This is a genomic window from Agathobaculum sp. NTUH-O15-33, from assembly GCF_033193315.1.
Classification (GTDB): Bacteria; Bacillota; Clostridia; order Oscillospirales; family Butyricicoccaceae; genus Agathobaculum; species Agathobaculum faecihominis_A.
The window spans coordinates 3,908,018-3,927,853 of record NZ_CP136187.1 but is presented as its reverse complement, the minus strand read 5'-3'; the positions used below and the strand labels follow the sequence as shown (position 1 = coordinate 3,927,853).

The 19,836-nt window shown below is 54.8% G+C and carries 19 protein-coding genes and 1 pseudogene; 12 read left to right on the top strand and 8 right to left on the bottom strand.

The window, feature by feature from the left end:
- Positions 1–216 precede the first annotated feature (216 nt).
- Positions 217–627: a hypothetical protein gene (locus tag RWV98_RS18950; protein ID WP_317862833.1), complete on the top strand. Its 411-nt coding sequence runs from the start codon at positions 217–219 to the stop codon at positions 625–627.
- A 2-nt stretch (positions 628–629) separates the two neighbouring features.
- On the top strand, positions 630–833 hold the full coding sequence (locus tag RWV98_RS18945; protein ID WP_280961749.1) for a helix-turn-helix transcriptional regulator: 204 nt from the start codon (positions 630–632) through the stop codon (positions 831–833).
- A gap of 290 nt (positions 834–1,123) precedes the next feature.
- Here RWV98_RS18945 and gyrA read toward each other — a convergent pair whose 3' ends face one another.
- The 7 genes from gyrA to dnaA form a co-directional block, all read right to left on the bottom strand.
- Positions 1,124–3,703 carry a DNA gyrase subunit A gene (gene gyrA / locus RWV98_RS18940; protein ID WP_317862832.1) on the bottom strand — a complete coding sequence of 860 codons (2,580 nt, stop codon included), beginning with the start codon at positions 3,701–3,703 and terminating at the stop codon, positions 1,124–1,126.
- Positions 3,704–3,766: 63 nt separating this feature from the next.
- Positions 3,767–5,701: a DNA topoisomerase (ATP-hydrolyzing) subunit B gene (gyrB, locus tag RWV98_RS18935; protein ID WP_280961746.1), complete on the bottom strand. Its 1,935-nt coding sequence runs from the start codon at positions 5,699–5,701 to the stop codon at positions 3,767–3,769.
- A 54-nt stretch (positions 5,702–5,755) separates the two neighbouring features.
- Positions 5,756–6,016 carry an extracellular matrix regulator RemB gene (gene remB, locus RWV98_RS18930; protein ID WP_317862831.1) on the bottom strand — a complete coding sequence of 87 codons (261 nt, stop codon included), beginning with the start codon at positions 6,014–6,016 and terminating at the stop codon, positions 5,756–5,758.
- Positions 6,017–6,210: 194 nt separating this feature from the next.
- Positions 6,211–7,311 (bottom strand): DNA replication/repair protein RecF, encoded by a 1,101-nt coding sequence (gene recF / locus RWV98_RS18925; protein ID WP_317862830.1) that lies wholly within the window; start codon positions 7,309–7,311, stop codon positions 6,211–6,213.
- On the bottom strand, positions 7,308–7,523 hold the full coding sequence (locus RWV98_RS18920) for an RNA-binding S4 domain-containing protein (RefSeq protein WP_280961743.1): 216 nt from the start codon (positions 7,521–7,523) through the stop codon (positions 7,308–7,310). Before RWV98_RS18920 ends, recF begins: the two co-directional genes overlap by 4 nt.
- Positions 7,516–8,625 carry a DNA polymerase III subunit beta gene (dnaN, locus tag RWV98_RS18915; RefSeq protein WP_280961742.1) on the bottom strand — a complete coding sequence of 370 codons (1,110 nt, stop codon included), beginning with the start codon at positions 8,623–8,625 and terminating at the stop codon, positions 7,516–7,518. Before dnaN ends, RWV98_RS18920 begins: the two co-directional genes overlap by 8 nt.
- 229 nt (positions 8,626–8,854) lie before the next feature.
- Positions 8,855–10,135: a chromosomal replication initiator protein DnaA gene (gene dnaA, locus RWV98_RS18910; protein WP_280961741.1), complete on the bottom strand. Its 1,281-nt coding sequence runs from the start codon at positions 10,133–10,135 to the stop codon at positions 8,855–8,857.
- Positions 10,136–10,449: 314 nt separating this feature from the next.
- Here dnaA and rpmH point away from each other — a divergent pair, with 314 nt between their 5' ends.
- The 9 genes and pseudogenes from rpmH (at position 10,450) to rsmG (ending at position 17,758) form a co-directional block, all read left to right on the top strand.
- Positions 10,450–10,584, top strand: a complete 135-nt coding sequence (gene rpmH / locus RWV98_RS18905; protein ID WP_125116087.1) for a 50S ribosomal protein L34 — start codon at positions 10,450–10,452, stop codon at positions 10,582–10,584.
- Between the two features lie 190 nt (positions 10,585–10,774).
- On the top strand, positions 10,775–11,116 hold the full coding sequence (gene rnpA, locus RWV98_RS18900) for a ribonuclease P protein component (RefSeq protein WP_317862826.1): 342 nt from the start codon (positions 10,775–10,777) through the stop codon (positions 11,114–11,116).
- Positions 11,113–11,325, top strand: coding sequence for a membrane protein insertion efficiency factor YidD (gene yidD / locus RWV98_RS18895; RefSeq protein ID WP_280961739.1), 213 nt, complete (start codon positions 11,113–11,115; stop codon positions 11,323–11,325). Before rnpA ends, yidD begins: the two co-directional genes overlap by 4 nt.
- Positions 11,326–11,533: 208 nt before the next feature.
- Entirely contained in the window at positions 11,534–12,505 is a 972-nt protein-coding gene (yidC, locus tag RWV98_RS18890) for a membrane protein insertase YidC (RefSeq protein ID WP_280961738.1), read from the top strand.
- 1 nt (position 12,506) lies between these two features.
- Positions 12,507–13,499 carry an RNA-binding cell elongation regulator Jag/EloR gene (gene jag, locus RWV98_RS18885; RefSeq protein ID WP_317862823.1) on the top strand — a complete coding sequence of 331 codons (993 nt, stop codon included), beginning with the start codon at positions 12,507–12,509 and terminating at the stop codon, positions 13,497–13,499.
- A 19-nt stretch (positions 13,500–13,518) separates the two neighbouring features.
- Positions 13,519–14,511: a tRNA uridine-5-carboxymethylaminomethyl(34) synthesis GTPase MnmE gene (mnmE, locus tag RWV98_RS18880; RefSeq protein WP_317862821.1), complete on the top strand. Its 993-nt coding sequence runs from the start codon at positions 13,519–13,521 to the stop codon at positions 14,509–14,511.
- Complete coding sequence (locus RWV98_RS18875; protein WP_317862819.1) at positions 14,469–14,879, top strand: hypothetical protein; 411 nt, start codon at positions 14,469–14,471, stop codon at positions 14,877–14,879. The genes mnmE and RWV98_RS18875 overlap by 43 nt, the downstream gene beginning before the upstream one ends.
- A 295-nt stretch (positions 14,880–15,174) precedes the next feature.
- A pseudogene (gene mnmG, locus RWV98_RS18870) lies at positions 15,175–17,060 on the top strand (tRNA uridine-5-carboxymethylaminomethyl(34) synthesis enzyme MnmG).
- Positions 17,057–17,758: a 16S rRNA (guanine(527)-N(7))-methyltransferase RsmG gene (gene rsmG / locus RWV98_RS18865; protein WP_317862817.1), complete on the top strand. Its 702-nt coding sequence runs from the start codon at positions 17,057–17,059 to the stop codon at positions 17,756–17,758. Before mnmG ends, rsmG begins: the two are co-directional and overlap by 4 nt.
- 91 nt (positions 17,759–17,849) lie before the next feature.
- On the opposite strand, the gene RWV98_RS18860 is transcribed toward rsmG, so the two are convergent.
- Complete coding sequence (locus RWV98_RS18860) at positions 17,850–18,485, bottom strand: GyrI-like domain-containing protein (protein WP_317862815.1); 636 nt, start codon at positions 18,483–18,485, stop codon at positions 17,850–17,852.
- A 209-nt stretch (positions 18,486–18,694) separates the two neighbouring features.
- Between RWV98_RS18860 and RWV98_RS18855 the strand changes: the two genes are divergently transcribed.
- Complete coding sequence (locus tag RWV98_RS18855; RefSeq protein ID WP_317862814.1) at positions 18,695–19,552, top strand: tyrosine-type recombinase/integrase; 858 nt, start codon at positions 18,695–18,697, stop codon at positions 19,550–19,552.
- Positions 19,553–19,836 lie beyond the last annotated feature (284 nt).

Below are 19,836 nucleotides of genomic sequence, written 5' to 3'. Positions count from 1 at the left end.
TGCGGACACTGCGTCCATCCACGATTAAAGGACCGCAAACCAAATACGCCATCTTGCGCGCGGTTTCAAGAAGCAAAAGAGAAAAAGAATTAGAGTGGTAAAAGCCGCAAAACGGCGGGGTGAAGCAAATTCATAAAAATCTTGACATCCTCTCCTGTATGTGATATATTTATCTCACAAAGATACAAATACATCACATCTGAAAGGTTGATTTCTATGACATTGCCAATGCTTTCTTTGACGCGCGCCAAGCTGATCAGCGTTATTTCTTGGGCTATCGTTGTCTTTTTTCAATCCATGGCCCTGTTTTTTCCGGTCAGAGGGTTGCCGGTCCCATTGAAGATTGTCATTACCGTGATTCTTCTTGCGACCGTGGTAGCCATTATTTACACCACGCTCGGCTCCAAGGTGGAAAAACCGGATGAACGCGCGGCGCAAAACAATTATAAGGCAAATTCCATGCTGTACGATGGCTTTTTCCTTGTATTCGCCATTTTTGTGCTGCTAAGCAGTCGGCTGGATATTCAGGCTATTTCACTCTCGCGCAGCGAAATCATTTTGCTATTTGCCGTTTTGAACCTGCTGCACGACGGTATTTTTCTGCTTTATGAACGTTTTGGGCGCTGATTATGCTGCAAACAAAAATAAAGGAACTGCGCGCCGCTCACAGCATGGATCAGGCCCAGCTGGCCGAACTGGTCGGCGTGCGCCGCGAGACCATAGGACGGCTGGAAAAGGGACAGTATAATCCTTCCCTCAAGCTGGCGATGGATATCGCAAAGGTATTTGGGCTTCGTGTGGAAGAAATCTTCACCTTCACAGACGAATCATAAAAAAGGCTCACCGCGGATAACTCCGCGATGAGCCTTCAGACTGTCAAAAAACAAGTTTTGACAGTCTGTCGATCGAAACAAAGCCCCATTTCGATCGAGAATTCCGGCTTCTGCGCGCGCCTTACAGGCACACTTGAAGTCGGTTTGTATAAAAACCGAGATACATGCTCCCGGTTTTTATGAATTTTGCTGCAAGCGGCAAAATTCTATTTTATGCGCGCTGTGGCGCGAGGGAGTTCTTTAGACAAGCTGAAGGCTCACCGCGGATAACTCCGCGGTGAGCCTTTCGATTATTCTTCCGTTGTCTCTTCGGCTTCTTCTGAAACGGTTTCCGCGCCTTCCTCGATCTCGGGCTCTTCCTCCTCGTGATCGGTGCGGGCAATCGAAATAACCTTTACATCGTCGCCGGTGCGCATGACGATAACGCCTTGGCTGCCGCGGCCGCACTGGCGGATCTCCCCTACCGGTGTGCGGATGATAACGCCGTCGTTCGTGATGATCATCACGTCGTTATCCTCATCCACAATGGACAGGCCCGCGACAAGACCGGTCTTTTCCGTCAGGTTATGCAGCGTGATGCCGCCGCCGCCACGGTGGTGCACGGTGTATTCCTCCACCGGGGTGCGCTTACCAAAGCCGTTTTCGGTAATGCTCAGCACCTGCGCGCCGGGACGGGCGCGGCCCGCGCCGATGACATAGTCCTCATCCGATAGGCGAATGCCGCGCACGCCTGTGGCCACACGGCCCATGGCGCGCACTTCGTTTTCATCAAAGCAGATCGCGCGGCCCTGATGGGTGGCGATCAGGATATTTTGATTGCCATCGGTCAAACGAACGTCGACAAGCGCGTCGTCCTCGTTCAGATTGAGCGCACGCAGGCCGGCGCGGCGGATATTTTGCAGATCGCTCAATACGATACGCTTGACCGTGCCGCGTCTGGTGACGAAGAACAGGAATTTATCATCGACAAATTCCTTGATCGGGAACATGGCGGTGATCTTCTCGTCGTTCTCCAATTCAAGCAGGTTGACGATATTCATGCCCTTGGCCGAACGGCCGGTCTCCGGGATCTGATAGCCCTTGAGCTTGTAGACCTTGCCGCGATCAGAGAAGAACAAAATAGTATCGTGGGTGGAGCCGATGAAGATATTGCGCGCAAAGTCTTCCTCGCGCGTGCTCATTGCCGATACGCCGCGGCCGCCGCGCTTCTGCGAACGGTAAACCATGGTGGGCTGGCGCTTGATATAGCCGAAATGCGTTAGCGTATACGCGCAATCCTGCTCCTCGATCAAATCTTCGATATCGATCTCATCCGCTACATTTTCAATACGCGTGTGGCGCTCGTCGCCGTATCTCTGCTTTACCTCTTGCAGTTCTTCCTTGACGACCTGCAACATGTTATAGTCAGACGACAAAACTTCCTCAAATCCCGCGATTTTTCCTTCCAGATCAGAGTATTCCTCATCGATCTTCTGCTGTTCCAGACCGGACAAACGGCCCAAACGCATATCGACGATGGCCTGCGCCTGTAATTCGTCCATATGGAATTCAAAGTGATCGGAGCCGTCCACAATGCCGAGCAGCGCGATCTGATCGATCCAGAACGGCTCGTTCATCAAATTCTGCTTGGCTTCCGCTTCGTTTTTGGAAGCGCGGATGATCTGGATGATGCGATCGATATTATCGGTCGCGACCTTCAGACCTTCCAAAATGTGCGCGCGGTCCTTCGCCTTTTTCAGGTCGAACCGGGTGCGGCGGGCGACCACGTTTTTCTGAAACTCGATATAATGGTCGATGATCTGGCGCAGGGTGAGCACGCGCGGCTGCGGCTTATCCGGGTGCGCCGCGCTCGGCACCAGCGCGATATGGATCATCGAAATGGTATCCTGCAGCTGGGTATAGCTGTACAGCTGGTTCAAAATGACCTGCGCGTTTGCGTCGCGCCGCACGTCGACGACAATCCGCATGCCCTCGCGCGAGGAATGGTCCTGAATATTGGTGATGCCGTCCACGCGCTTGTCCTTGACCAGCTGCGCCATGGATTCCACCAAACGGGCCTTGTTGACCATATACGGAATCTCGGTAATGATAATCTGGCTTTTTCCGTTCGCCAGTTCTTCTATTTCCGCCTTGGCGCGCAGCTTGATCTTGCCGCGGCCGGTCGCATAGGCCGCGCGGATGCCGCTGCGGCCCATGATAATGCCGCCGGTCGGGAAATCCGGGCCCTTAATGAACTGACAAATTTCGTCCAGCTCGGCTTCCGGGTGATCGATCACGTAGCAAACGCCGTCGATCACTTCGGTCATGTTATGCGGCGGGATATTGGTCGCCATACCGACCGCGATACCGGAAGAACCGTTGACCAACAGATTGGGATAGCGGGAAGGCAGAACAAGCGGTTCCTTGCGCTCTTCATCGAAGTTCGGCCCAAAATCGACCGTATCCTTCTTGATATCCGCCAGCATATAATTTGCTACTCTGGCCATGCGGGCTTCGGTATAACGGTAAGCCGCCGGGGGATCGCCGTCAACCGAACCAAAGTTACCGTGGCCGTCAATCAGCGGATAGTGCAGGGAAAAAGGCTGCGCCATACGCACAAGCGCGTCGTATACCGAAGCGTCGCCGTGCGGATGGTAACGGCCAAGCACGTTACCGACGGTCGTTGCCGACTTGCGGTACGGCTTGTCCGAGGTCAGCCCGTCCTCATACATTGCATACAGGATACGGCGATGGACGGGCTTTAGGCCATCGCGTACATCGGGCAGGGCGCGTCCCACGATTACGCTCATTGCGTAATCGATATAGGACTTTTTCATCTCCCGTTCCAGATCGACCTGTATGATTTTCTGTTCTTCGTATTCTTGACTCATTCTATGCCTCCAAAAAGTTGGCTGTACTTATATAGAAACCCCATATAACAGACAAACCGGATATCAAACATCCAAATTCATAACATACTTGGCGTTTTTCTCAATGAATTCGCGGCGCGGTTCTACCTTTTCGCCCATCAGCAGGGCAAAGGTTTCGTCCGCGGCGGCCGCGTCGTCCATGGTCACCTGCTTCAAAATGCGGTTTGTGGGGTCCATCGTGGTTTCCCAAAGCTGCTGGGGGTCCATCTCGCCCAAACCTTTGTAGCGCTGTACGCGCACGCCGTCGCCCATCTCTTCGATACAGGCGCGCTGCTGGTCCTCATCGTAGATATAGCGCACATCCTTGCCCTTTTCATTCTTGAAAAGCGGCGGCTGGGCGATATATACGTGTCCCTTTTCGATCAGCGGACGCATAAAGCGGAAGAAGAAGGTCAAAAGAAGCGTGCGGATATGGCTGCCGTCCACGTCGGCATCGGCCATGAGGATGATCTTGCCGTAGCGCAGTCTCGCGGGGTCGAAATCGTCGCCAAAGCCCGCGCCAAAGGCGGTGATCATCGGCGTTAGCTTATCGTTGCCGTATACGCGGTCCAAACGGGCTTTTTCCACGTTCAGCATCTTGCCCCAGAGCGGCAGAATGGCCTGATAGCGCCGGTCGCGCCCTTCCTTGGCCGAGCCGCCCGCGGAATCGCCCTCCACGATGTAGATTTCCGTATAGGCGGGGTCCTTTTCAATACAGTCGGCCAGCTTGCCGGGCAGAGAAGCGGAATCCAACGCGGATTTCCGGCGCGTCATTTCGCGGGCCTTTTTGGCGGCTTCACGGGCGCGGGCGGCGGTTTGCGCTTTTTCGATGATCGTGCGCGCTACCGCGGGGTTTTCCTCAAAAAAGGTCATCAGCTTATCGCCCACCATGGTTTCCACCAAGGTGCGCATATCGCTGTTGCCCAGCTTGGTCTTGGTCTGGCCCTCGAACTGTGCTTCTTGCAGCTTGACCGAGATGATGGCGGTCAACCCTTCGCGGGCGTCCTCGCCCTTAAAGCTCTCGCCTTCCTTCAGAACGCTGTATTTACGGCCATAATCGTTCAGCACACGGGTCAAGGCGGATTTAAAGCCGGTCTCATGGGTGCCGCCCTCGGTCGTGTTGATGTTATTGGCAAAGGAAAGCATCAGTTCGCTGTAGCTGTCCGTATATTGCATGGCCACCTCGGCCATCGAGCCCTCGCGGCTGCCCTCCATATAGATGACTTCTTCGTGCAGCGGGGTCTTGGTGCGGTTCAAATGCTGAACGAATTGGCGGATACCGCCCTCGTAATGCATCAGGTCCTCCACCACGTCGTCGTCGCGCTCGTCGCGCAGCGTGATGCGGATGCCCGCGTTTAAAAACGCCTGCTCGCGCAGCCGCTTTTCCAGCGTATCGTAATCATAATCGGTGGTTTCAAAAATTTCAGGATCGGCATGGAAGCGGATGGTGGTGCCGGTTTCGCTTTCGCAGGGCACGGATTCCATCTTTTTCGCGGTAACGCCGCGTTCAAAGCGCATAAAGTGCTTTTCCTTGCCGTCGCGCACTTCGGCTTCCATCCAATCGGACAGCGCGTTCACAACAGACGAACCGACGCCGTGCAAGCCGCCCGATACCTTGTAGCCAGAGCCGTCGAACTTGCCGCCCGCATGCAGTACGGTCAAAACGACCTCCAGCGTGGGAATGCCCATCTGCGGATGGATGCCGCAGGGAATACCGCGGCCATTATCCTGCACGCGGATGATATCTCCCTTTTCGATCGTTACTTCGATATGCGTACAATAGCCCGCGAGCGCTTCATCGATCGAGTTGTCTACGATCTCGTACACCAGATGATGCAAACCTCTCGCCGAGGTAGAACCGATGTACATACCGGGGCGCTTACGCACGGCTTCCAGGCCTTCGAGCACCTGAATTTGGTTTTCGTCGTATGCTTCGGTCACGGTTAGATCAAGCATCTCGTCTTTGATTTCTTCACTCATACTCATAAAAATCCTTTCGGTGGCAAAACTACTGGGGGCAGGCGCGGGGATCCGTTAGATCGCAAATCTTTTTTCTACTCTTCGTTGCAGGGCGCGCGAAGAAAGCTCGGTCAGGTACAGATACTCGCCAAGCTCTCCCACACACAAAACGGCCGCACGGGGCAGATCCTCGTACAGCTCGATGATGCGCCCTTCTTCCTGCAGGCGGCGTACCAGCTTCTGCGTCCATTTTGACGCGGTCGCGGTGTCCATATCGAACACACAGGTAACCTGCCGGAGCGGCACTACATAATCCTGACCCAAATGCAAATACATTAAAAAATCTCCGATTTTTTAATTAGGAGTTAGAAGTTAGGAAGTAGGAGTTAAAATAATGTATGCCGCTGAGCGGCAATTTAAAAATGCGCTCCCGTGCGTTTCCTTCAGCTCCTAATTCCTAACTCCTAATTTCTAATTAATCTTATTATACCACTTTTTCCCCAGCTTGTGTATAAAAAACTGGGATAAACTTAAATAATTTTGCCGTTTTCTATGGGAAATACTGCGCCGGCGTGCAGTTTTTCAGATATTCCGTCCTCACAGCAGGTGATCAGCACCTGACCGCCGGAAATATGGTTCAAAACAAAGTCCTGCCGGCGACGGTCCAGCTCGGAAAGCACGTCGTCCAGCAGCAAAACCGGGTATTCCCCGTCCTCTCCGTTGAATAATTCACGCTCGGCCAGCTTGAGCGACAGCGTGCAGGTACGCACCTGCCCCTGCGAGCCGTAAGCCGACGCGCTGCGGCCGTTCAGAAGCATGACCAGATCGTCCTTATGGGGTCCGGAAAGACAGCTTCTCGCCTTGATTTCCGCCGTTTTATGGGATAACACATGCTCGATCAGCTGCTGCTCGATGACAGAGGCCGTGGCAAACGGATCGGTCACGGTCTTAACGGTCTGATATTCACCGGATAGCTCCTCCTGCGGCGCAATCGCCCGGTGCAGCTCGGCCGAAGCGGCGAGCAATTTCTTGCAATAATAGGCGCGGTAACGGATGATATGCGCGCCGAATTTGGCCATACGAAGCGAAAAATCCTCCCACAGTGAGAGGAGGGAGGGATTTTGCTCGCTATCCCGCAGAATACGTATTTTATGTTCGTGCAGGCGGTGGTATTCTTCCAGACAGCGCGCGTAATTAGGCCGAAGCTGGCAAAGCGCGGTATCTAAAAAACGCCGCCGCGCCGCCGCGCCCTGCCGTACCAAAGAAAGATCCTCCGGGCAGAATAAAACAGTTTTAAAAAGTCCTTGCACATCGGACTGCCGCTTTTGACGCACGCCGTTTTTGTAGATCTCCATCGGTTTTACGCGGGAAAAGCGCAGATCGAGCGAAAAATCACGGTGCTGCGCCTCTACTTCGGCCAATATTTTGGCGAAATCCGCGTCAAAGCGCAGCCCTTCCCGCTTTTGCGCCGTACGGAACAGGCGCATCGTGGAAAGGGCGGCCACCGCTTCGAGAAGGTTGGTCTTTCCCTGTCCGTTTTCGCCGCAAATCAGATTGACCGACGGATCGAAAACAAACTTTTCTTCGGTATAATTGCGAAAATTTTGCAAATTCAGCGTAATCAGCTTCATATTTTCTCTTTCACACGGGCTTCCTGACCGTCCATGCATACCGTATCGCCCGGACGCAGCTTTTTCCCGCGCTGTAGGCAGGGTGTTCCGTTGACCAGCACCTCGCCTTCGGCGATGCGGATCTTTGCTTCGCCGCCGGAGGAAACAAGGTTTGCCAGCTTTAGAAACGAATCGAGCTTAATATACTCTTCACGGATCTCCAGTTCAATCATTGGCTTTCAGCCTCACCGGAAGGACCAGATAGGTGTAAGCGTCGCCTTCCAGCGGCGTCACAACCACCGGATTGAGCGAGCCTTTGAGCGACAGGCGCACGGTATCCTCGCCCGCTGCGCGCAGCGCTTCGAGCATGTAGCGGTTATTGAAACCGATCTCCAGATCGCTTACCTCGCCGTCTATTGCGCATTCGTCATAGCTCTTGCCAATCGCGGTGATGCAGGAAAGCTGCACAAAGCTGCCGTCAAAGTGGAAGCGGACAGGGTTTTTCAGCTTTTCGGAAACGATCAGAGAAACGCGTTCGATACAGGTGATCAGCTCGTGCCGGTCCACGGTCACGTTATGCTCAAATTCCGCGGGGATGGCCGCGCGGTAATTGAGAAATTCGCCGTCGATCAGGCGGGTAATCAGCGTGGTGGAGCCAATGCGGAACAAAATGTTCTTGCGATCGGGGAAAATGTCGACCGTGCCGTCCTCCTCGGTCAAAATGCGTTCGATCTCGCGCAGCGAGGCGCCCGGCACCACGAATTTCATGGCCCCGGAAATACTATCGATGCGCTCGCGCCGCACGGAGAGCCGATAGCCGTCCACGGCGACCACGTTTAGTTGGCCGGGTTCGAGTTCAAACAGGCAGCCGGTGTGGATCGGTTTGGATTCGTTATCGGAAACGGAAAAGATCGTTTGCGCGATCATGCTCTTGAGGATCGCCTGCGGCAGGGTAAAGCCGGTGTCGTTTGAAACTTCGGCCAACGCGGGGTATTCGTCCGCTTCGGTCGCGATCAGGTTGAATACCGAACGGCCGCACTTGATTGTGGTGAGCAGCTTGTCGTCGGTTTCGAGATAGACCGCGTCGGTCGGCAGCTTGCGGACGATATCGAAAAACAGTCTTGCATTCAGTACAATGCGGCCGGGTTCCACAATATCGGCTTCCGCCGTGGTTCGTATGCCCATGGAAAGGTCGTAGCCGGTAATGGTGAGCTCGCCATTTTCCGCTTCGATCAGCAATCCTTCAAGCAGCGGCATGGCGCTTTTTCCGGTTACTGCGCGGGATGCGGTGCCGAGCAAACCGAGCAGCGTTTCTTTTTCACAGGAAAATTTCATGGTTTCTCCTCTTTCTGCGCTTTTTGAGTAAAAAGAAATAGATAGGTATTTATCGTAGTAGTAGGGCTGTGTATCATGTGGATAAGTATTTTTGCCGTCGATTTTACTGGGGAAATGGCATGGCGAAAAGTTTGTGCATGGTTTGGATCATTTCCACAGCGTATTTCCGGCAAAAGTTTGTCCACAGCGGAGCCGCTGTGGAATACACAGGGGGATTGTGGATAAATTTTCACTCGCCCCGGATGTTGTTATGCAGCTTTTTGATGACTTCCTCGGTCTCGCCGGACTGGCGGCGTTCCACATCGATTTTGTTGCACGCGTGCATGACGGTGGTATGGTCGCGGTTGAATATTTTGGCGATATCGGGGAAGGAATATTCCAGTTCCTGACGAATCAGGTACATGGCCATCTGTCTGGAATAGGCCACGTCCTTGGAGCGGTTGTGCGAGAGCAGCTGGCCGACCGGGATGTAGAAATAGTTCGCGACCGCTTCCATGATGCGTTCGGGCGTCGGGTTGAGACCCGGGTTTTCGGTTTTGACCGCTTCGATCGCGCGCTGGGCAAGCTCCACGTCGATGGTCTCTCCCATAAGCTCCTTCATGGCCTTGATCTTTTTCACCGCGCCTTCGAGCTGGCGGATGTTGGCCTGAATGTTCTGCGCGATATAGGTGGATACCTCGTCCGGCAGGGCAATGGTCATTTTTTCAGCCTTGGCGCGGATGATAGCGACGCGGGTCTCAAAATCGGGCGGCTGAATGTCCGCGATCAGGCCCCATTCAAAACGGGTCTTGAGGCGGTCCTCCAGCGTGTTGATCTCCTTCGGGGGACGGTCGCTCGTCAGCACGATCTGGCGCTGGGCTTCGTACAGGGCGTTGAAGGTATGGAAAAATTCTTCCTGCGTGCGTTCCTTGCCCGCGATAAACTGGATATCGTCGATCAGGAGCAGATCGGCCATGCGGTACTTGGCGCGGAAATTCTGCATGTTGCCCTGTTGGATGGCGGTGATGACTTCATTGGTGAAATCCTCGCCCTTGACGTAGATGATGCGGTAATTCGGATGGCTGATACGGATCGCGCCCGCAATCGCATACATCAGGTGCGTTTTGCCAAGACCGGATTGGCCGTAGATAAACAGCGGATTGTAGATTTCAGCCGGGCTTTTGGATACCGCGATCGCGGCGGCGTGCGCGAATTTATTGCTGGAACCGACGATGAAGCGCTCGAACGTGTAATCGTCATAGGGAGAGGCGGTGGCCGAAGGGGCGCTGTATTCGCCCGTGACAATCTGTACGGATACCGGATCGCCCGTCAGCTCCTGCATGGCGTTTTGCAACGGCTCGGTAAATTTCTGTTCGATAAATTCCTGTTTAAACTGCACGGGTGAGTGCAGAATTAAATGGCCCTCCGCAAAGGAAACGACGGTGACGTCGTCGAACCAAGCGGAAAGGCTGGAGGGAGGAAAATCGCGCTCAAGCAATGTGAGCGCCATTTCCAATATGTTATTGGCCATGAAATGCCTCCTAAATTCCGTTTTCAAATAGATAAATCTATTTTAGCACAAAATATGACGTGTTTCAATGAAAAATACCGGTATGGAACAAGGTGGGAGGGCAATCGGACGGCATATAAAACGCAAGAAATGGTGGTTGAATTCAGATAGGCCCCAAGATGTTGAAAAAAGAAAAAAACCTTGACATTTTGAGCTTTTTATAAGATAATAATCATTGTATCAACGTATACGGAAAGGCAGCGGCATGCGCCCGCATTTGTACCGGACTTATGCCGGTGCCCATCCGTAAATTTGAAAAACAGGAGGTGCACGAAATGAAGAGAACATACCAGCCCAAGAAGCGTCAGCGTTCCAAGGAGCACGGCTTTCGCAAGCGTATGCGCACGTCGAACGGCCGCAAGGTTCTGGCCCGCCGCCGCGCCAAGGGTCGCGCACGTTTGACCCACTAATTTGAAACCTCAAAGAACGGGCCCGTTTTGAAAAATGCGGGCCCGTTTTTTCCCGTTTATAGGGCGCGGTAAAAAAGGTTTTGGGCCGGGCCGCCGCGGAGCAGAAAAAGACCCGGCTATCTTTGCAGATCGACTAGATGCAAAGCGATTTCGTTTTTTTGGGGGCACCGGAAAAACGGGGAGTAACATTATGAAACACACGGTTTCACTAAAACAAAATTATGAGTTCCGCCGGCTTTATCACCGGGGGAATCAAACGGCTGACCGGTATCTCGTGCTGTACAGCCGCAAAAACAATCTCGGCTATAACCGGCTGGGGCTTACGGTAAGCGTTAAGCTTGCCGGCGCGGTGGGAAGAAACCGCGTAAAGCGCCTGTTTCGAGAGGCATACCGCCTGAACGAAGACCGGTTTGGCGTGGGATTTGATCTGGTGCTCGTCGCGCGCAGCCGCGCGGTCGGCGCCACTTACCACGAAATTGAAAAATCGCTGCTGCGGACGCTTGGGCAAAACAGCGCCGCGACAAAATCATGAAGCGCGCGATGCTGGCGGCCATTCGTTTTTACCGCCGGTATCTCTCGCCTTTAAAATCCCCCTGCTGCCGTTATATTCCGACCTGCTCGCAGTACGCTGTCGAAGCGATCGAAAAATACGGCGCACTCAAGGGAGGATGGCTCGCGTTCAAACGGCTGATGCGCTGTCACCCGTTCAGTCACCACGAGCCGTATGACCCGGTCCCATAATTAAATCGAAACTACAGTTTCGATTTAAAATTCCGGCTTCGGCGCGCGCCCTTTGGGCACACTTCTACGCCGGTTTGTTAAAAAACCGAGATACATGCTCCCGGTTTTTTGTTAAATGGAAGCAAAGCTCCCATTTAACATTTAATGCGCGCTGCGCGCGAGAAAACGGTCATAGGATTTTTTGACCGAAAACTTTTTGGAGGAACATATGGGCGATATATTCGGACTCGTTATCGTACGGCCTTTCGGTATCGTACTGATGGCGATCTTCAACGCGGTGCATTCGTATGGCCTTGCGGTCATGCTGTTTGCACTGCTGATCAAATTGATCCTGATCCCGCTTGGCGTTAAAAGCAAAAAGAACATGATGTCTATGACGGCGATGAACGCCGAAATGCAGGCGATCCAGAAGAAATACGCAAACAACCGCGTTAAAATGAACGAAGAAGTGCAGAAGCTGTACGATAAGCACGGCGTAAACCCGATGACGGGCTGCCTGCCGCAGTTTATCCAGCTGCCCATCATGATGGGTCTGTACTACGCCGTGCAGCAGCCGATGAAGTTCATGCTCGGCTTTGGTCAGGATGTGATCGACGCGCTCGCCGTCAAGGTCGGCATCGACACGGCGACCGCCGGCTACTACGGCCAGATCACGATCATCGACAAGCTCAGCCAGTTGATCGACGCCAACGGCAATTTCCCGGCGGATATCATGAAGATCGTCGAAGGGACAAGCGGTACGCTGGTGCCGATCAATTTCACCTTCCTAGGCCTTAATCTGGCCGAAATCCCCTCGATTAAGCACTTCGGCATCATGTGGCTCATCCCGATCCTGTCGGGCGCGACAGCTTTCCTGTCCAGCTTTATCATGCAGAAGATGCAGGGCAACAACACCGCCGTTCAGCAGAACGGCTCGATGAAGGCCATGATGATGATGATGCCGCTGATGAGCGTTTACTTCGGCTTCATCCTGCCCGGCACGATCGGTATCTACTGGATTCTGAACAACGTGCTGACCTGCTTGCAGGAAATCATCCTGACCCGCCATTTCCGCAAAAAGCAGCAGCTGAAGGAAAGTGAAGCCGCCGCGGAATTAGAGCGCGAAAAACAGCAAAAGAAAGAAAAACAGCGTGAATTGAACGCGGAACAGAACGCAAAGAAAAAGAAGGGGGAGAAATAAAATGCTGAAAGTTTTGGAAGCCACCGGTGAAAACCGCGACGCCGCGATTGAAAACGCGCTGCGCCAGCTCGGTATGGACCGGGACGACGTATCCGTCGAAGTGCTCGATAACGGCAAACGAGGCTTTTTAGGGATAGGCGCGACGCCCGCGCGCGTGCGTGTCTCCTATGAAGGGCCGGATGAACCCGTGCAGAAATCCGCTCCCGCTCCTGTGGAGAAAAAGGCGGAAAAGCCGGTGCAAAAGCCCGCGCCAAGACCGGCGCCGACGGAAAAGCTCTCCATCACAACGGAAGATACCACGCCCCGTCTGGTAAAGCCCGCGCCCAAGGATTTTGTCCCCCAGAAGCTGGACGGCGAGCGTCCCCCGCGCCGTGAGCGCACGGAGCGTACCGACCGCCCCGCCCGTACCGACCGTCCCCGCCGCGAGGGCAGCCGCCCGCGCCGCGAGCGGATCGAACGACCCATCACGCCCTCCGTACCCAAGGAGCGCGAAATTATTCCGGTATCCGAAGCCGCTATGAAGCAGGCAGAGGAGCTTGCGATCAATTTTGTAGGCGGCCTTCTCCATAAGATGGGCATCGAAAATGAGATCACCGTACTGCCTCAGGTGGAAGCGGATCAGCTGCGCCTGAATATCGCCGGCCCGGATATGGGCCCGGTCATTGGCCGACGCGGCGATACGCTGGACGCGATCCAGTATCTCGGCTCTCTGGTGCTGAACAACGCGCTTGAAGAGCATGTCCGCCTGTCGGTGGATACCGAAAATTATCGTGAGAAACGCAGTGAGAGTCTGGAGCGGCTGGCCCGCAAAATGGCCATGAAGGTGGTAAAATCCCACCGTTCGATGACGCTGGAACCGATGAACCCCTATGAGCGCCGCATTATCCATGCCGCTTTGCAGGATTTTAACGGCGTGACGACCTATTCGACCGGCACCGAACCTGGCCGCCGCGTTGTGATCGCGCCCGAAAACGGTTACCGCTCCCACCATTGATCGGGCTGGGAGGGCAAACATGAACGATACCATTGCCGCCATTTCTTCGGCCGGCGGACCGATCGGACTGATCCGGGTATCGGGCGAACGGGCGATAGAAGCGGTAAGCGCTGTTTTTGAAGCAAAAAACGGCGCGCCGCTGACGGATGCGCCCGCACAAAAGCTTGTCTACGGCGTTCTGCGCGACCAGAAGGGCGCGGTGATCGACTGCTGCTACGCGGTGGCGATGCACATGCCCCACACCTATACCGGCGAGCCGATGGCGGAATTACAGTGCCACGGCTCGACCGCGGTGCTGCGTCTCGCGCTTGAAGCGCTGTTTCAGCAGGGGGTGCGTCAGGCGGAAGCAGGGGAATTTACCCGCCGCGCTTTTTTGAACGGTAAAATGGATCTATCCGGCGCGGAGGCTGTGCACGATTTGATCACGGCCCGCACGGCGGAAGCCGCGCAAAATGCCGCGGCGCAGGTGATGGGCGCGGTCGGCTCCCCCGTGCATGAAATGCGCGAGGAGCTGATCGGCATGATCGCGCATTTCCATGCGGTGGTCGATTTTCCGGATGAAGAGATTGATCCCCTGCTGTTTGACGAAGCAGCCGCGCTGCTGCACCGTGTGACCAGCCGCCTGTACCGTATGGCTGAAAGCTATGAACGCGGCCGTATTTTGCGCGAAGGCGTGCCCTGTGTCATACTCGGCCGCCCGAACGCGGGAAAAAGCACGCTTTTGAACGCCCTGCTCGGACGGGAGCGCGCGATCGTCACCCCTATCCCGGGTACGACGCGCGACCTGATTGAGGAAAATGTCAAGGTTGGCCAGCTTTTGCTGCGTGTGACCGATACCGCCGGCTTGCGCGATACGAACGATCCGATCGAGCAGGCCGGTATTGACCGCGCGATGGCCGAGGCAAACGCTTCGTCCCTGATCCTTGCGGTGTTTGACGGCTCTACCCCCTTGGCGAGGAGGATATGCTGGTGCTTGCCCGTACGGCGGGACACCGAGCGGTGGCCATTTTAAACAAAAGCGATCTGCCGCATGCGTGCGACGACGCGAAACTCACGCCTTATTTTGAACATATCATTTCCCTTTCCGCCAAAACCGGCGAGGGATTTGAGGAACTATTGAGCCTTATTCCGCGTCTTGTGGGCCTTGGGGACGGCGCGCTTGACGGCGCGCTGATTACCAACGCCCGGCAGGCCGCCGCCTTGGCCCGCGCCGCCGAACGGTGCGAGGCAGCTCTTTACGCGGCGCAGTCCGGTATGACGCCGGACGCCGTCGTCATGGATGCGGAGGGCGCGGTCGCCGCCCTTGGCGAAATCACCGGTGAAACGGTGACGGAAGCCGTCGTATCCCGCATTTTCAGCGATTTTTGTGTCGGCAAATAAAGGCCGGTTTATCCGATGAGAAAAGGCCGCTGCTTTCCGGCAGCGGCCTTTTTATGGAACATGAATGAAAAACACAGCTTGCTGTGTATAAAGTTTTACGGTATGTGATATTTTTATACAAATAGTAATATAACATCAAGTTTATTACTATTTGGACTGAAAAAATTTGCAAAAAAAGTGAGTTATCCAAAGTTTACACAGAGTTATCAACAGGCAATCGGAAAGAAAAAGCAGGAGAAAACCGTTTATTCGATCGGTTTTCCCTGATTATTTCAATAGAAAGAGAGGGCTGCACATGACGGTTTTTGAAGCAGAGACATTCGACGTCGCCGTGATCGGCGCCGGACACGCAGGGATTGAAGCCGCGCTGGCGTGCGCCCGGCTCGGCTGCAAGACAGCGTGCTTTACGATCAATCTGGACGCGGTGGGCAACATGCCCTGTAATCCGGCGATCGGCGGCACGGCAAAGGGGCATTTGGTGCGCGAGATCGATGCGCTGGGCGGTGAAATGGCGCGCGCGGCGGACGCCGCCTGCATCCAATACCGCATGCTGAACCGGGGCAAGGGCCCTGCCGTGCATTCGCTGCGCGCGCAGGCCGACCGGGTTAAATACAGATCGTATATGAAGCACGCGCTGGAACAGCAGCAGGGTCTTTATCTGATGCAGGATGAGATCGTGTCCATCGAGCAGGAAAACGGGGCGGTATCCGCCGTGGTCACCGCGGTCGGCGCGCGCCATTCGGTGAAGGCGGCGATTGTGTGCTCGGGCACGTTTCTCGGCGGCCGCATCATCATCGGTGAATTCATGCGAGAAGGCGGGCCGGACGGCATGTTTGCCGCGACCAAGCTGACCGAATCGCTCCGGTCGCTCGGTTTGCGTTTACAGCGCTTCAAAACCGGCACGCCGCCCCGTATTCACCGCCGTTCTATCGATTTTACCGGGCTGGAAGAGCAGCGCGGCGAAGAGGAGATCATTCCCTTTTCGTTTGAAACAGAGAGCCCGCCGCCCAATCAGGCCGTGTGCCACCTGACCTATACGACGGATGAAACGCACGAAGTCATTCGGCAAAATCTGGATCGCTCGCCGCTTTACGGCGGGATGATCGAGGGCATCGGCCCGCGGTATTGTCCCTCCATTGAGGATAAGGTGGTACGTTTCGCGGACAAGCCGCGCCATCAGCTGTTTTTGGAGCCCATGGGGCTGGATACCGAGGAAATTTACGTGCAGGGCTTTTCCTCTTCCATGCCGTTCGATGTGCAGCGCAACATGCTGCGCACAGTAAAGGGCCTTTCGCAGGCCGAGATTATGCGACCGGCTTATGCGATCGAATACGACTGCGTCGATCCGTTGGAGTTGCGTCCAACGCTGGAAACAAAAAAATAACCGGCCTTTACGGCGCGGGCCAATTCTGCGGTTCCTCCGGCTATGAAGAGGCCGCCGCGCAGGGACTCGTCGCGGGTGTGAACGCGGCGCTGGGGATCAAGGGCGAAAAGCCGCTTGTCCTCGACCGCGCGGACGGCTACATCGGTACGCTGATCGACGATCTGGTCACCTGCGGCGCGAACGAGCCCTACCGCATGATGACTTCGCGTTCGGAATACCGCCTGCTGCTGCGCCAAGACAACGCGGATGAGCGTTTGGTGCCAATCGGCGTGCGTATCGGTTTAAATCCGTCCGCGCGCGGCGAGCGCGTGCGGGAAAAGTATGCCCGTGTGCAGCAGGAGATCGACCGTGTGTCCAGTGTGCCGGTCGCGCCCAGTGAGCGGCTAAACGGCTTTTTGGCCGGACAGGGCAGCACGCCGCTGAAAGCGGGCTGCCGCCTGATCGATTTGCTGCGCCGCCCGGAATTGAGCTATGAGCTGCTCGCGCCTTTTGACCCCGAGCGGCCCGCGCTGCCCGCCGTTGTGCGGGAGCAGGTGGATATCCGGGTGAAATACGCGGGCTATATCGAGCGGCAATACCGCGATGTTGAACAATACCGCCGCTTACAGTCGCGCGAGCTGCCGCCCGATCTGGATTATAGCTGCATCGATACCCTTCGTTTAGAGGCGCGGCAAAAGCTGGACGCGGTAAAACCCTTGAACTTTGGGCAGGCGGCGCGTATTTCCGGCGTTTCCCCCGCGGATATTACCGCGCTAATGATCTATATTGACGCAAAACGGAATGGAGGAAAGCCGTGAACGAAAGGGAACTGCTGATCGAAGGTCTTGAGCGGTGTGCGCCGGATTATCCTCCACAGGCTGTGGATAATTTATTGTCCTTTTCCGAAAGACTGCGCGAGGCCAACCTTCATATGAATTTGACCGCGATCACCGAGCCGAACGAGATCGTCACCCGCCACTTTTTAGATTGCGCGGTGCTTGCGCCCATGCTGCCGCAGGGGGCGAGGGTGCTCGATCTGGGCACGGGCGCGGGCTTTCCGGGCGTGCCGCTCGCGGTGCTGACCGGGGCGGAATTCACGCTGCTGGACGCGCAGCGCAAGCGAGTGGATTTTTTAAATGAAACGCTAGCGGCGCTGGGCATAAAAAATGCCCGCGCGGTACACGCGCGGGCGGAGGAATTCGCGGCGGAAAACCGTGAAAGCTTTGATTTTGTCACCTCGCGCGCGGTGGCGGAGCTGAACCAGCTCTGTGAGCTGGCGCTTCCGCTGCTGCGCATGGGCGGCGTGTTTCTCGCGATGAAGGCTGCGGACTGTGAGCAGGAGACCGAAAACGCCCTTAACGCCGCTAAGGTGCTCGGCAGCGCGCCGCCCGAAATCATCCGGTTGCGCCCTCCCTTCAGCGAAGCCGAACGCGCGGTCGTCCGCATGGAAAAGATCGCGCCCACGCCGGCCGCCTATCCGCGCCGTTTTGCCAAGATCCGGTCGAAACCGCTTTAATTAATTAGGAATTAGGAATTAGGAATGAAGGTTTCGCGCGAAGCGCGAATATAAAATATCCGGCCTTGCCGGACTCCATAATTACTAACTACTAATTCCTAATTTTCACAGGGTGTCTGATAACGGTTTTCCATTTCGCAGGATCGACACGGCGCGCGTCGGAAAGGTAGATTTCGTGGTGCAGCCGGGTGGAAGTAAAATCATTTTCGTAACCGTTTTGCCGCAAATAGTCGTCCATCAGGGCGACGGTGGCGGGCTCGTCGTCGTAGGGGCCGAAATGCATGATCTGTACGCACAGTCCCTCGCGCACGGTCAATAATTCCGCGGCGGAACAGTCTAATTTTTTCTTTTTGGAAGCTTCCTCCACGGCCCAATCAAAATCATCCCGGGAAATAAAATCGGGCAGGCGGATCACGGAGATCCAGCAAAAGGCGCTTTTGTCGGCATAGTCTACGCCGGTAATCCCCTCTTGCCACCAAAAGCCCTCCAGCGGCGGAACGACGTATTCATAAAAGCCCTCGATCTTGCGCGAGCCTTTATAGCTCATCTTCAGCGTATAAGCGACCGCGTACAAAATACCGATGGCCCGCTGGTAAGCGCCGTTTTCCTCATTCGGGTCCCCTTTTCCGCGGACTGCTATATAGTTTGCGGCGGGAACGTCGACAACCTCGGGCTTGTTTTTCGGCATATAAAATTCCTTGTACGCTTTCTTAAAATCAAAAGCCATATCAGACGCCTCCATAGTAGAAATAACCGGTCTATGTTTTAAGAATACCATAGATAATGGGACAAGGAATGTCCGCTTTTCACTTTAAATATTAAAATAGTGCTGCAAATATGTTGCGGCACTTTTTTTATTGGCGAAAATAGGCTATAAATAAGCATATTACGTTTGCGTTCCAGACATAATAACGGGATACGAAGGAGGAGAACGGTATGCGGAACAAACAGCAGCAGACCACCCTGACGGCATGGGATTTGACGCAATTTAAAGCGTTCCTGCGGGAACAAGAGCGGGCGGAACAAACCATCGAAAAATATCTGCACGATTTGCGTGCGCTTATGGTATTTTTAAATGGTGAATCGCTTACAAAGGCGGCGCTGATTAGCTGGAAGGAAAACTTGCAGGAAAACTATGCGGCTGCCAGCGTAAATGCCATGCTGGCGGCGGTAAACAGCTATTTAAGCTATAGTGGAAGGGGCGAACTGCGGGTAAAGCCGCTGCGGATGCAGCGGGATCTGTTCTGCCGCGTGGAAAAGGAATTGACGCGCGACGAGTATGTTCGCTTGGTACAAGCGGCGGGCCAGCGGGGTAACGAGCGCTTGGCGCTGCTGCTGCAAACCATTTGCGCGACCGGCATCCGCGTATCCGAACTGCAATTTATCACGCTGGAAGCGGCAAGATCGGGCCGGGCCGAAGTGAACTGCAAGGGCAAGCGCCGCACGGTGTTTTTGCCGGAAAAGCTGCGCCGCATGCTTCTTCGTTTTGCAAAGGGACGGGGCATCGGGTCGGGCGCGGTGTTTTGCACAAGGTGTGGAAAACCTCTCGACCGATCGAACATTTGGCGCGATATGAAAGCGTTGTGCGAATCCGCGGGCGTGCAGCCGGGCAAGGTGTTTCCGCATAATCTGCGTCATCTTTTCGCGCGCACCTATTACGCGGTGGAAAAGGATCTGTCCCGGTTGGCCGATCTGCTGGGTCACACCAGTATCTCCACCACGCGCATTTACACCGTGGAAAGCGGCGGCACACACGCGCGTCAAATCGAGCGAATGGGCCTTCTCGTCACATAATTGCGGTTCTGTTGTACATAGCGGTACAGTATATCTTATTGTAGCACGAAAGAGGGAAGGTTGACAAGAAAGTATCAACCATGCGTATTACAATATGGTATTTATATGCAACAGAATAAGGCCGTTCGCTTGGAAAGATAGCGGATCGGCCTATTTCGTGTACGCAATTTTTTATTTTAGATCGCACAGCACGCTTATTTGATTATTTTATTGCCTTTCAGGCTGATTGGAACAGCGGATTACAACAGAACCGCAATTCTGTTGTTGAAGCAAAAGGGCTGGGA